At 57.6% G+C, this 13,340-nt stretch carries 10 protein-coding genes; 5 read left to right on the forward strand and 5 right to left on the reverse strand.

Annotation, left to right across the window (positions count from 1 at the left end; genetic code table 11):
• The first annotated feature begins 42 nt into the window (after positions 1 to 42).
• Complete coding sequence (locus DW082_RS04675; protein WP_182424089.1) at positions 43 to 3,183, forward strand: ATP-binding protein; 3,141 nt, start codon at positions 43 to 45, stop codon at positions 3,181 to 3,183.
• Here the strand turns inward: DW082_RS04675 and DW082_RS04680 are convergent.
• Positions 3,180 to 4,232, reverse strand: coding sequence for an HPP family protein (locus DW082_RS04680; protein ID WP_182424090.1), 1,053 nt, complete (start codon positions 4,230 to 4,232; stop codon positions 3,180 to 3,182). The genes DW082_RS04675 and DW082_RS04680 overlap by 4 nt on opposite strands.
• Before the next feature lie 146 nt (positions 4,233 to 4,378).
• On the opposite strand from DW082_RS04680, the gene DW082_RS04685 reads away from it, so the two are divergent.
• From DW082_RS04685 to DW082_RS04700, 4 genes are all read left to right on the forward strand, one after another.
• Positions 4,379 to 5,206, forward strand: a complete 828-nt coding sequence (locus DW082_RS04685; RefSeq protein WP_118457580.1) for an AraC family transcriptional regulator — start codon at positions 4,379 to 4,381, stop codon at positions 5,204 to 5,206.
• Positions 5,207 to 5,300: 94 nt separating this feature from the next.
• Positions 5,301 to 5,906, forward strand: a complete 606-nt coding sequence (locus DW082_RS04690) for a DUF417 family protein (RefSeq protein WP_055205151.1) — start codon at positions 5,301 to 5,303, stop codon at positions 5,904 to 5,906.
• Entirely contained in the window at positions 5,893 to 7,263 is a 1,371-nt protein-coding gene (locus DW082_RS04695; protein ID WP_118457581.1) for an FAD-dependent oxidoreductase, read from the forward strand. Before DW082_RS04690 ends, DW082_RS04695 begins: the two co-directional genes overlap by 14 nt.
• Before the next feature lie 367 nt (positions 7,264 to 7,630).
• Positions 7,631 to 7,975 (forward strand): MGMT family protein, encoded by a 345-nt coding sequence (locus DW082_RS04700; RefSeq protein ID WP_228385786.1) that lies wholly within the window; start codon positions 7,631 to 7,633, stop codon positions 7,973 to 7,975.
• Positions 7,976 to 8,119: 144 nt separating this feature from the next.
• Here the strand turns inward: DW082_RS04700 and DW082_RS04705 are convergent, their stop codons facing one another.
• The 4 genes from DW082_RS04705 to DW082_RS04715 all read right to left on the reverse strand — a co-directional run bounded on the left by DW082_RS04705 (position 8,120) and on the right by DW082_RS04715 (position 13,340).
• Positions 8,120 to 9,913 (reverse strand): family 78 glycoside hydrolase catalytic domain, encoded by a 1,794-nt coding sequence (locus tag DW082_RS04705; RefSeq protein WP_259335509.1) that lies wholly within the window; start codon positions 9,911 to 9,913, stop codon positions 8,120 to 8,122.
• Positions 9,913 to 10,818, reverse strand: coding sequence for an alpha-L-rhamnosidase N-terminal domain-containing protein (locus DW082_RS14955; protein WP_259335510.1), 906 nt, complete (start codon positions 10,816 to 10,818; stop codon positions 9,913 to 9,915). The genes DW082_RS04705 and DW082_RS14955 overlap by 1 nt, the downstream gene beginning before the upstream one ends.
• A 36-nt stretch (positions 10,819 to 10,854) precedes the next feature.
• Positions 10,855 to 11,826 carry a sugar phosphate isomerase/epimerase gene (locus DW082_RS04710; RefSeq protein ID WP_055204971.1) on the reverse strand — a complete coding sequence of 324 codons (972 nt, stop codon included), beginning with the start codon at positions 11,824 to 11,826 and terminating at the stop codon, positions 10,855 to 10,857.
• Positions 11,827 to 12,041: 215 nt separating this feature from the next.
• Positions 12,042 to 13,340, reverse strand: a complete 1,299-nt coding sequence (locus tag DW082_RS04715) for a PAS domain-containing sensor histidine kinase (protein ID WP_118457583.1) — start codon at positions 13,338 to 13,340, stop codon at positions 12,042 to 12,044.

The following is a 13,340-nucleotide window of genomic DNA, read 5'->3' on the forward strand; positions in this document are numbered from 1 at the left end:
AACAATGAAGTTGAATGTTAAATGGTTTGTATATAGTTTATTATGATAGATAGGCCTGATGTCCGTTTGTTTCGCCCGATAAAGGGCGGATTGCTTTTTGTTTTTTGCCTGCTCGCGGTTTTTCCCGGATTCGGAAAACAGCAGGGTCGGGGAACCGATTATATGCTGGTCGTCAGCGTTTATGCCGAGGCCTCCGCATGGAGCAACGACATCATTATTCCTGTCATCAACATGGCCGCCGGGATCGAGAACCTGAACGTGTATTCCGAATACATGAACATGTTGTTGATCGACAACGATACGCTGGCGACCGAGTTCAAGCGGAGGCTGTTCGCGAATTACCGGGAACACCCGCCCCGGATGCTGCTGTTGATCGGGAACCCGGCGAAGATATTGCTGGAAGATGTAAAAAAACACTGGGGCGACATTCCGATCCTTTTTTGCGCGGACAAGGAGTATGTGGGAACGGACAGTCTGTATCTGAAGCGAAATCCGATTCCGCCCGATCTGAGAACCCCGTTGTCCGAATTGGTTTCGGAGTACAACCTGACGGTCTTGCAAACGCCCGTTTTTCTGCAGCAGAGCGTCGATCTGATGCGCCGGATGATTCCGGGAATGAAAGAGCTGGTATTCCTGGGCGACGACTTGTATATCAACCGGCAGGACGAACAGGAACTCTCCGAACTGATGCGGACGGATTATCCGGAACTAAGCTACCGTTATTTTTCCGCGGCGGACATGACGACCGGGCAGTTGTTCGATTCTTTGAAAATGATCGACAGGAAAACTACGGGCGTGCTCTATTCGTCCTGGTGGTATAAAAAAAACTTCGTGGGCAATACCGTGCTGATGACGAACGCTTACCGGGGAATCACCACGTTCGCCCTGCCGTTTTTTTCATTGCATCCGTCGGGGATCAGGGATTCCAACGGTATCGTCGGCGGTTTCGTTTACAGTCAGGAAGCGTTCAATAAAAAGTTGCTCGAAACCATTTCCGGGGTGCTGGCCGGTCGTCAGCCGCGGGATATTCCGTTTTATTTTCCGCGGGGCATTCCTACGTTCAATTACGAATCGCTGGTCGGCAACGGGTTTTCTCTGGCCGATACGCCGAAAGGGGCGGTGGTTTACAACCGGCCTCCCTCTTTTTTCGAGCAGTACAAGTACGTCCTTTTCGGGACGGTCGTTCTTTTCGTCGTCGCCCTGCTTCTTTTTCAGTCGAAGCGTAACCGCATGTTACAAAAACTCAGCAAGGCGCAACTGCGGGAGATCCAGATCGGTGAAAACTATACGAACTTGTTCGACAACATGCCGATCATATACATGCAGGAGCGTGTAGTGCTGGACGAATCCGGCGATCCGGTCGATACCGTGTTCTGCGACGTGAACCGGTCTTTCGAACGGTCGTTCTATCCCAAGGAGCGAACTATCGGCAGGAAGGGAAGCGAAATTTTTCCCGAGTCGATGCCCGAATTCCTGCATTTTATCCGGATCGCGATCGCCGAACGGCGGAGCATTACTTTTACTTACTATTTTAAGTCGATCGACACGTTCTACGAGGTGGTGCTGTGCTGTTCGCATATGCCGGGAATTATAGACGTATTTTGCCTGGACAGCACCCAGCTTCACGACGTGCAGCAGAAACTTTCCACTACGAACAAGAAGTTGTCGATGGCCCTGGAGATAGCCAGCATCGTTCCGTGGAAGTGGAACCTGCGGGAACGCACCATTCTGTGCGATGTGAACCGGCCGATCGAACTGGGGAGGACGGACGGCGATGTCCGGGAAGAGCAGCTTTCCGTGCCGGATACGCAGTATTTCGCCAAAATCCGCCGGGAAGACCGGGAAAGGGTGCGCCGCGCTTACCGGGATTTGGCGGAAGGCCGGGTAGCGAAAGTGAAGGAGGAGTACCGGGTGATCGTCGGCGAAGGCCGGGGTAGGCGGCAGGAGTGGGTGGAGGCGCAGGCGGCCGTCGAGACATGGGATGGATCGGGCAAACCGCTGGTGCTGGTCGGTTCGTCGCAGGTGATTACCGAGCGGAAGAAGATGGAGCAAGAGATGATGTCGGCCAAAGACCGGGCGGAAGAGTCCAACCGGCTCAAGTCGGCTTTCCTCGCCAATATGAGCCACGAAATCCGGGCGCCGCTGAATGCGATCGTCGGTTTCTCGGGGATTCTGGCATTGTCCGATTCGGAGCAGGAGAAGCAGGAGTACGTCGGCATTATCGAGAACAACAACGCATTGTTGTTGCAGTTGATCGGCGACATTCTCGATCTGTCGAAGATCGAAGCCGGAACGCTCGAATTCGTCTATTCGGATTTCGATCTGAACGAACTGATGCAGGAGAAGGAACGCGTGATGCGGATGCGCCTGAAGACGGATCGGGTGGAACTGGCGTTCGAACGGCCTTTGGCCGAATGTCCTATTCGCTCCGAAAGAAACCGGCTTTCCCAATTGTTGATCAATCTGATATCCAATGCGATCAAATTTACCAAGCAGGGAAGTATCCGGTTCGGCTACGAACTGCGCGGCCAGGAGATCTATTGTTACGTGACCGATACCGGCTGCGGAATTCCGCAGGATAAGAAAGACAGCGTTTTCGGACGGTTCGTCAAACTGAACCACTTCGAACAGGGCACCGGTCTCGGCCTTTCGATCTGCCATACGATCGTCCGGCACATGGGCGGACGGATCGGCGTGGAGTCCGAAGAGGGCAAAGGTTCGACGTTCTGGTTCACGATCCCTTATACGCCGGCCACGCTCCGGCCGGAGGACGAGCCGGAAGAGCGTCCGCTCGTGGCGGTCGAAAAAGACAAACTGACCGTCCTGATCGCCGAGGACGACGACAGTAATTACAGACTGTTCGAAACCATTCTCCGGCACGATTACCGGCTGGTACATGCGTGGAACGGAAAAGAGGCCGTCGAATTGTTCGAACAATACCGGCCGCACCTGGTGCTGATGGATCTCAATATGCCGGTAATGGACGGTTACGAAGCCACGCGCGAGATCCGTAAAATATCTTCCGACGTGCCCGTGCTCGCTGTCACCGCCTTCGCTTTCGCGTCGGACGAGCAGAAAGTGATGCAGAACGGCTTCGACGGTTACATGCCCAAGCCGATCAATGCGAAACAGTTGAAAGGGCAGATACTGGACATGTTGCAGTCCCGGATGACGCTGATCTAAAATTTCCGTACCGCTTTCCGCATCCGGCGTCCGTCCCGGTTCAGGTGTTTCCGCAGCGGAGCCGGTACCAGGCAAACGATCAACTGAGCCCGCTGCCACCGGTAACATTGCTGGAACAGCAGCATTGCCGCGGCGATAAACAGGGCTGCGCCGGCGGCGATCTCGAAGGGCAGTAGCGGTAGGTCTTCCTGCGGCACGATCATCGGGATCAGCGCGACCGCTCCGGCCGGGGCGAAAAATTTGCCGATGCGTTCGAACAGCAGGAACAGGCTGGTGAAGACCGCGAGCGCTACCGCCCATTCGGGCCATTGCATACGGACGTGCCCGGCCCACTGGAACAGCGTGCCCAGGAAAGCGGCGGCCGTCAGCAGCAGGAAGATCTGAACCGGCCGGTTTCGGAAGCCCGCTTTCGATCCGGCGAATTCGACGTAGGTGACTATCAGCGGCGGCAGAATGAAATAGAGGTTCGACGTATAGACCGGAACGGCCGCGACGACTAGAATCGTGCTGAGCAGGAACAACCAACGGAGCGTCTCTTTTTTCCACTCCGTTGCAGCCGGCGTAAAATCGGCTGCCGTCCGCAGGCGGCCCCGTTCCATCAGGCGTTGCCCGGCCGCTACGGTCAGGGTCATCGTCAGTACGGCCGCCGGATAGATCCAACTGTCGGTGCCAAGCAGGATCGGCAGCATGCCCGCCGAGATCAGCGGGGGCAGCGAAGCGCGGAACAGCATCAGGCATACGGCCGTAAAGGCGAACGAAACCGCGATGTCGGCTATCAGCGGCAGCGGCGAGTAGCGCACGATGCAGACTCCGGCTACGGCGCCTGCGGTCATCAGCGCCACCATCCGCGCGCGGCTGACCCGCCATACCTGCTTGTCGACTATCCACATGCCGATCGTGAGGGCTGCCATTTCCGGGAAAATGATCTCTTTTTCGCCGGACAGTTCGGCGACCGCTACCATCAGCAGGATCATTGTCAGGGCGAAAAGGTATCTTTTTCTTTTCGTCGGATCTGCAAACAGCCGGGTTTCGGGGGGGCGAATGTTCATAGCCGTGTTTTTCGGGAACGACTGCAAAGGTAATCATTTTCGCCCGAATGGGACGTTTTTCCCGCAACGGAGGGTTGCGCTGTCCCGAAAGATGCGGTTTTATCGGCGGATTATGCTTATCTTTACTACCGGAAAACAGCAGCCCTATGGATTACAGCGTTACCACCCGTCTGAAAGGAGTCGTCGCGATGACCAGCAGCTTTCATGCCGATCCGGTGCTGCGCCGGGACCGGAGCCTGTATAAATTCATCTGGGTGCAGCGCGGGACGCTAACTCTCGTGATCGACCATGTGGAAACGCAACTCGCCGCCGGCGAGATCGTTTCGCTCACTCCGTTGCACCGGATCGAATTCGGGGAGTCCGGCGCAGAGTATCTGGCGTTGCTGTTCAACAGCGATTTTTACTGCATCTACGGGCACGACGACGAAGTGTCGTGCAACGGCCTGCTGTTCAACGGATCGTCGGACGTTATGCGGCTGAAGTTGACCGCCGGACAGTCGGAAGCGCTGCATGAGATCACCGACCGGATAGCTGCCGAGTACGCCGTCGCCGACAACCTGCGCGAAGAGATGCTGCGCATTCTGTTGAAACGTTTTATCATTACTTGTACGCGCATGGCGCGGGAACGGTTCGCAGCCGGGGCGGGCAGCGAACGGCAGTTCGACATCGTCCGCCGGTACTATGTGCTGGTCGACCGGTACTTCCGTGAAAAGAAGCAGGTGCAGGAGTATGCCCTTCTGCTGCACCGCTCCCCGAAAACGCTGTCGAATCTTTTCGCCGTTTACGGCCTGCCGTCGCCGTTGCAGGTCATCCGCGACCGGACGCAGGCCGAAGCCCGGCGTTTGCTGCTCTATACTTCGAAAAGCGCCAAGGAGGTCGCCGGTATCCTCGGATTCGAAGACGCGGCCTCTTTCAGCCGGTTCTTCAAAGGGGCGACCGGGAAAAGCATTTCGGAATACCGGAGCCGGAAATAGGGAATAATTGCCAACACATCCGGCAGAATCGCCATTTACCGGCCGGCGTAAACGGCGGATCTTTGCATCATCGTTAAACCTCAAAAGAGAAATGATGATGACGGAACTCAAAAAACTTTACGTCGGTTCGCTGAGATTGACTGCCGGCTGCCGGAAACTGGGCATCGGCCTGATGCGTGTCGCTATCTTCGTGATCTTCGTCTGGATCGGCGGCCTGAAATTTTGGAATTACGAGGCCGAAGGGATCGTCCCTTTCGTCGCCAACAGCCCTTTCATGAGCTTCTTCTATACGAAATCCGCGCCCGAATACAGGGATTACAAGCTCCGCGAGGGCGAATTCGACCCGGCTAAACGCGACTGGCATACGGCGAACAATACGTACGGGTTCTCGCGCGGACTGGGCGTCCTGATTATGGGGATCGGGGTGCTGGCGTTTCTCGGCATGTTTTTTCCGAAAGCGGGCCTTGTTGGTGCAATCCTTGCAATCCTGATGACTGTCGGCACCCTGTCGTTCCTTGCGACGACTCCCGAAGCGTGGGTTCCCGACCTCGGGGCGGAGCACGGATTTCCGCTGCTGAGCGGGGCGGGGAGGCTGGTCGTCAAAGATATCGCGATTTTGGCCGGGGCGGTGATCCTGCTCTCCGAATCGGCCAGAAGGCTATTGAACGAACAAAAAAACAACGGCGATGAAGACTTATGATGCGATTATTATCGGTTTCGGCAAAGGCGGAAAGACCTTAGCCGTCGAACTGGCCAAACGCGAATGGACGGTGGCCGTAGTCGAACGTTCCGAGAAGATGTACGGCGGAACTTGTATCAATACCGGATGCATTCCGACCAAAACGCTGATACACCAGGCGAAAGCGGCGGCCATGCGCCTCGAACTTCCGTTCGACCGGAAAAAAGAGTTTTACCGCCGGGCCGTCGCGGTCAAGGAAGAGGTCGTTTCGTCGTTGCGCGACCGGAATTACCACAACCTGGCCGACCGTCCGGGGATCGCGGTCTATACCGGCGTCGGCTCGTTCGTCTCCCCGGACGAGGTTTCGGTGGAGGGCGCGGAAGGCAGGCAGGTGCTGAAAGCGAAATACATCTTTATCGATACCGGGGCCGAGACCGTCCTGCCGCCGATCGACGGGCTGTCTGCGAGCCGTTTCGTCCATACGAGCGCGTCGATCATGGAGCTGAAGGAGTTGCCGCGCCGGCTGGCGATCGTGGGCGGCGGGTACATCGGGCTCGAATTCGCCTCCATGTACGCCTCTTTCGGCTCGGAAGTGACGGTGTTCGAAGGGGGGCCTGTGCTGATGCCGAGGGAAGACCGGGATGTCGCCGACAGCGTCCGGGAGACTCTTGAGAAAAAGGGGATCGTTTTCCGAACGGGCGCCGACGTATTGTCCGTGCGCGATTCCGGCGGGGCGGCGAAGGTATCCTGGCGGCAGGCCGGGGAGGGCCGGGTCGGGGAACTGGAAGCGGACGCCGTACTGATCGCTGCGGGCCGCCGGCCGGCGACCGAAGGACTGAATCTCGAAGCTGCCGGCGTAAAGGTCGATTCGCGCGGGGCCGTCATCGTGGACGATCGGCTGAGGACGTCCAATCCGAATATCCGCGCGATCGGCGATGTGAAGGGGGGACTCCAGTTCACTTACATTTCGCTGGACGATTACCGGATTATCCGGGACGACCTGTTCGGCGCGGCGGTGCGGAAAACCGGCGACCGCAATCCGGTGGCCTACTCCGTATTCATCGACCCGCCGTTGTCGCACATCGGCATTACCGAAAAGACGGCCCGGCGGAACAACCTGGATGTCCGGGTCAACCGGATAGCCGTCGCTTCGATTCCCCGGATGCGGACCATCGGCGAGACGGACGGCCTGTTGAAAGCGGTGATCGACGCCCGCACGAACCGGATTCTGGGATGTACGCTGTTTTGTCCCGAATCGAGCGAGGTCATCAATACGGTCGCCGTGGCGATGAAATCCGGACGCACTGCCGCTTTTCTTCGCGATTTCGTTTTCACGCACCCGAGCGTCAGCGAAGCGCTGAACGACCTGTTCGTCTGAAATCCGCCGGACGTTTCGGCTTGCCTGCCGGTTCTGAGTCCGATAACCGCAACGTTCTCCGATGTGAGGCGGCCGTCCGCAGGCGATCGCTTCCCTTTTCGTACGGACCGGTCTTCCGTCCCGACCTTCGTTCGCGTATGCCGTTCGCTGCGGGATGTGCGAATCGGGGTATATCGGAGCATTCCATCGGAAAAATGTTTGTATATTACCGTTCGGATGTGTATTTTTATGACGATTGATCTGATTTTGGAAAGTCATCGAGCGGTGTGCGTATCCGCCGCCCGGCGGTTTTCGGGGAATGTCGGTTCGAAGCGGTTCGCCGGAATTTTGAGGCGGCGAATCGCCGTCGATTGAACGATACGGAAAAATGATGCAGCAATCCGATTTCAGCGAGTTGAGGCAGGCGGTCTGTCAGATCGTCGCTGCGGTTCCCCGGGGACGGGCCACTTCCTACGGGGCCGTTGCGCGCGCTTTGGGCCGTCCCGGCTGGGCGCGGCTGGTCGGGCGTATCCTGGGAAGCTGCGGCGAAGCCCGCATTCCGGCCCACCGGGTCGTCGACAGCCAGGGACGGCTTTCGGGCAGTCATGCTTTCGGCAGCCCGTCCCGGATGCGTGAACTGCTCGAATCGGAGGGCGTGCAGGTCGCCGGCGACCGGATCGTCGGTTGGAGGAAGGTTTTCTGGGACCCCTGTAAAGAGATCGAAATGCCTTAAATGTCCGGTAACAGGTGCAATCTGCTTTGCCGGTCGCCCGGTGCGTAAAAAGTCCGGATCCCCGTTTTACCCTCAAGGTATACGGGAATCCGGAATCTTTCGGTCCGGCCGTTCGCCGTTTTCCGGCGCGATCTCCGGCCCGGCCTATTTTTTCAGTGTTGACCGGAAACGATAGTCCCCCGATCCCACTTCGAAGACGCCGCAGCCGTCCTGTTCTCCGAGGAACCGTACCGATGGCGCTTTCGCCGCGTTTTTACCGCTCTCGGTGATGCTTCCTACGCGCGAAGAGGGCACGTACACCGTAGCGACCGAATTGGCCGGAATCGTTACGTTCAGCGACAACACCCCGTTCTTTTTGCTCCAACCGCTGCGGATCATCCCTTTTACCGAGTTGAACTCTCCTTCGGCGAATTCCAAGTCGTCGACTACATAGGGGTGAATGGTGAACCGGTCGAAACCGGGATGTTCGGCGTCGGGCACGATTCCCAGCAGGTATTTGTAGAACCACGAGTCGATCGAACCCATCATCGGGTGGTTGTGCGAGTTCATCTCGTCGCCGGTGGCGTATTCCCATCGCTCCCACAGCGTCGTCGCGCCGTTCTGGAGCATGTATCCCCAACTGGGATAGGTCGTCTGGGTCGCGATTCGGTAGGCGGTTTCGGCGTGGCCGTAGCGCGTTAGCATCTCCATCAGGTATTTCGTGCACAGGTTTCCCGTCGTGAGGTGGTAGTCGTGTTTTTCGACGTCGTCGGCCAGATTTTTCACGACCCGCGGGATACGCGTTTCGTCGACGATACCCAGAAACAGCGCGAACGAATTGGCGGCTTGGTTATTGGCCGCATATCCGCCGGTCTGTTCGTTCCAGTATGTCCGGTTGAACGCTTCGGCCGTCCGTTCGGCGAGCTGCGCGTAGCGGGCTTTGTCGCTGTCGCGGCCGGTCAGTTCCGCCATTTTCGAAAGCATCGAGGCGCAGTAGTACAGGTAACCGGTCGACATCAACTGGCCCGGAGTGTCCCGCGATACGGCCGATCCGGGCGCTGCGGCGAACTGGGTCGGCGGCGACCAGTCGCCGTAATAGCTATAATCGACGATCCCGTCTTGGGTACGCGATGCGAGGTAATCGACCCATCCTTTCAGGCCGTCATAATGGTCGCGGATGATGTTCCGGTTGCCGTAATATTCGTACGATTTCCACGCGAGCAGCAGGTAGCTGGCCGATACCGGGTCGGCCGGCCGCGCTCCGAAGCGGTACGGGGCTACGCAGGTGATCGTCCCGTCTTCGTGTTGCGTATCGGCGATGTCGTCGATGAATTTGGCGTAGAAACGCGAGAAGTCGAAGTTGTACACCGCCTGTTCGATGCGGACGGTCAGGTCGTTCAGCCAGCCCATCCGTTCGTCGCGCTGCGGACAGTCGGTCGGCACGCCGTGCAGGTTGCTCGCTTCGGTGGCCACGACCATCCGGTGTATTCGGTTCAGCAGTTCGTTGCTGCAATGGAATTTCCCGACCGGAGCCACTGCATTGCGCACGATTTTTACCCGGATGTCCCCGACTTTCGGAGCGTGCGGCAGGCCTTCGACCTGGACGTAACGAAATCCGTGGTAGGTGAATTTAGGTTCCCAGGTTTCGACGCCTTCGCCCTTGAGGATGTAGGTGTCGGTCGCCTTCGCATTCCGCAGGTTCTCCTGGTTTACGAGTCCGTCGTCGTACAGCGTTTCGGCGAATTTCAACGTGATTTCGCGGCCCCGCTCCCCTTCGACGGTCAACGAAGCCCATCCGGCGAGGTTTTGTTCGGTATCGAAAACGTAGACTCCCGGCTTCGGTTCTGTGATGATCTTCGGGGTCAGCGTATCCACTACCCGGATGGGTTCCATTTTTTGCGACACCATTTTCCCGCCGGGCGAGTCGGCGATATGGGCCAGCCCCCAGTCCTTGTTCATCAGCCGGCCGGCACGAAGGGCTTGTAGATGTCGGGCGCTTCGAGGCGCGCGTCGTACAACTCGCCGTCGAAGACCGTCGAATAGACGGTCGGGCCGGTCGTTACGGCCCTCAGGTGGTTTGCCGTCAGCGTCGTTGCGCTGCCGTCCGTGTAGGCGATTTCCATCTGCATCCGCAGCTTCGGCATCCCGTACCAGCCCGGGGCGACGGCTACCAGCAGCACGTTCTCCTGCGACAGGTAGTCTTTTACGTCGTAGGAGGCGTAGTAGACCCGCTTGTCATAACTGCTCTGGGCCGGGTCCAGCACATGGTCGCCGACCTTGCGGTTGTTGATGTACATTTCGTAGTAACCCAACCCGGAGATATACAGCCGGGCTTTTTCGACCTCTTTCTGCTGGCAGAACGTTCCTTTGAAATAGATGATCCGGCCGGGTTTTCCGGGTACGTACGCGATCCAGTCCGATACCCAATCCTTTTCGTCGAGCAGTCCCATTTCGAACGATCCCGCCGCCGACCAGTCGCTTTGTCCTCCGTCGGTTGTCCAGACGCGTACTTTCCAGTAGTAGCGTTCCTTGCTCGAGAGTGCGGGGCCTTCGTAGCGGATGCCCGCCGATCGGGACGATTCGATTCGGCCGCTGTTCCAAACGCCGTTGTCCTGTGCCAGTTCTTCTTGCGACCGGGCGACGACGATCTGGTAAGCGGATTGTAATACGCCCCGCCGTTGCGATTCGGTGCGCCAGCTGAACTGCGGCGACCGGACGTCCAGTCCGATCGGGTCGGTCGCGTATTCGCAGCGCAGGCCTTCGATCCGCAGGTCGGCGGCCGGAGCTTGCCTGCCTGCCGCCTGCATCATTCCGAGGCATCCGGCCAGCAGCAGGCCGATGCCGTAAAGCAATTGTTTCTTCATTCGGTTATTCTTCAATCGTTTCGGATATTTTACCGTTTAGCCGAACAGCGCTTTGCGCATGAACCGAGAGGTCGCTACCGCGTCGTTCAGCTTTACCAGCCGGTCTATTTCGTCGAAATGATCGTCGACGATCGCTTCGAAACGCCTTACCCATTCGATGCTCTCGGCGATCGCGTCGACGGCGTTTTCGCGGTACGGGTACTGGTCCATCGACAGCCACCCGGCGTAGCCGGTTTTTTTCAGCCAGTAGATTAGGTCTACGTAAACGGTGCTGTGGACGCTGCCCACGATCATATCGTCGTCCCATGCGCCGTGGTTGTCGTTGAAATGCATGTGGAACAGCAGGTCGCCGGCCCGTTTGGCCAGTACGACCGCTTCGGCTACGTTTTCGCCGGCTACGAATCCGTGTCCGGTGTCGATCGTGACGCCGACGTTCGGACATTCGGTCTCTTTGGCCGCCAGGATCGTGTCGCTCATGCGGGCGTGAAACGAAAAATTGCGCGGCTCTTTGGGCTTGTATTCCAGCGCGAACTTCAGCGTCGGGAACTCTTTGGCCAGCCGGGCGGTTCCTTCTTTCAGCCACTCCCGTTTCTGGTCGTAGTCGGTGGTCAGCAGGTAATCGTAGCCGTCCTGCGCCATCCACATGTTCAGGATGCCGCAGTTCATTTCGAGGGCCACTTCGCTCATCTGGCGCAGGTAGTCCTGCGTTTTTTGCCGGACGGCCGGATCGGAACTGGTCAGCGTGCCTTTCCCGTATGCCTTGTCGCCGAAAACGTCCGGGATGATCGATACGCACTGTACGCCGTAATCGGCGAAGCGTTTTTTCATCTCTTTGACGTTGTCCGGGCCGATGTCCCATGTGCCGACCAGCTCGATTCCTTCCACATGCGGGATCTTAACCGCCTGCGACAGCATTTCGAGGGTCGAAGGATTGTCTTTGTAACTTTTGCAGAAACGGTCGCAGGTATTGCCCAGGTTGCCTAAAATTACCGAATACTTGTTTTTCATAGGTTTTAAATTTAGTAGTTTTTATAGGATCCGATGTACTTCGGTTGTAAAATCCGACCCGGAAAAAGGTCGCTCCGGGTCTTGTAAAATTATAAAATAGATGGAATAAAACCAAATCCCGTCCGGCGCGATTGACCGCGCCGCAAGATTTGCGACTGTCGGAGCCACCCGCTTCGTTCGCAGGGGGGGCTCCGGAGAGATGTGCGTCCGGGCGGTCAGACCGATATTTCGAATCGGGTGCACCCGTTTTGCGAGGTGAGGCTGAATGCCATGCGGTGGTTGTTCAGCACCTCGCGCACGAACATCAGGCCGATTCCCTGACCGGACGGTTTCGTTGTAAAAAAGGGCGTGAACAGTTGCTTCCGAATCTCTTCCGGGATTCCGGGGCCGTTGTCTTCGACCGTTACGGACGGAGGATCCGCAGTGGTGACGATTCGGATTCTGCCGTCGTGTCCGATCGCTTCGTAAGCGTTTTTTACGATATTGACCAGTACCTGTTCCAACTGGATGCCGTCCGCCCGGATGATCGTGTCCGGATCGGCGAGCGACAGCGACAGGGAGATGTTTCTTTTCCGGCATTCGATCCGGGTCAGGGCGTCGACCGACCGCACCAGTTCGTTCAGCGAAAGGTCGGCTCGCACGGGTTCGGGGATTCGTACGACGTCCGCCAGTTTACTGGTGAATCGGGCCAGGTTCCCGCAGCGCTCGAACGAGGCCGAAACCGCCGGAAGCACGTCCTGCCAGTCACTGTCTTGGGTTTGCCGCAGAATGTCGGAGACGACGTTCAGCGTGGCCCCGATCGCTCCGATCGAGTTGTTGACTTCGTGCGACATCATCCGTATGATCCGTTCGTAGGAGGCCTTTTCGATCCGCATCAGCTCGCGGGTCAATTCCTCGATCAGGATGAAAGGGTGGTCGAATCCCCTGTCTGCGAACGACGAACGGACGCAGCGGTAAATGGCTTGTCCGGGGATGTGCACGATCAGGTCGTCCCCCGATTCCAACCCGGCCAGGTCGGCGGCCAGTTTGAAATCGGATTCTCCGATCTTTTTCCCTTTGACCGTCTCGATATCGTTGATTTTCAGTAGTATAAGTCCCGCCGGATTGATCTCGGAAATGCGTTCGTCGAAGTCCAGGATGACGACGCCCTGCGGAGAGGCCCGGATCAACAGGTCGAGGAAGCGGTTGGTCTCGCGCACCTGCAACCGTTCGTTTTTCAGTTCGGTCATCATGCGGTTGAAAATTTCGATCAGCCGGTTGGCTTCGTCGTTGCCTACCAGGCGCAGCCGGTTCGAAAAATCCTGTTCGTTGAGCAGTTCCATTCCGTTCAGCAGGATATGGTAAGGCTTTATCAATCGCCGGTAAAGGGAGACGAACAGGATCAGGGACAACGCGGCAATCCCCTCCATCGTCCAAAACAGGGCAGGGTGCGTGTCGGAAAACAGGATTCCGGTCGTAATCAGCGATCCGAAGACCAGTGCGGCCAACAGCCAGAAAAGTCGTTTCGATTTCAT

This window comes from Alistipes sp. AF48-12, assembly GCF_003477565.1.
Classification (GTDB): domain Bacteria; phylum Bacteroidota; class Bacteroidia; order Bacteroidales; family Rikenellaceae; genus Alistipes_A; species Alistipes_A hominis.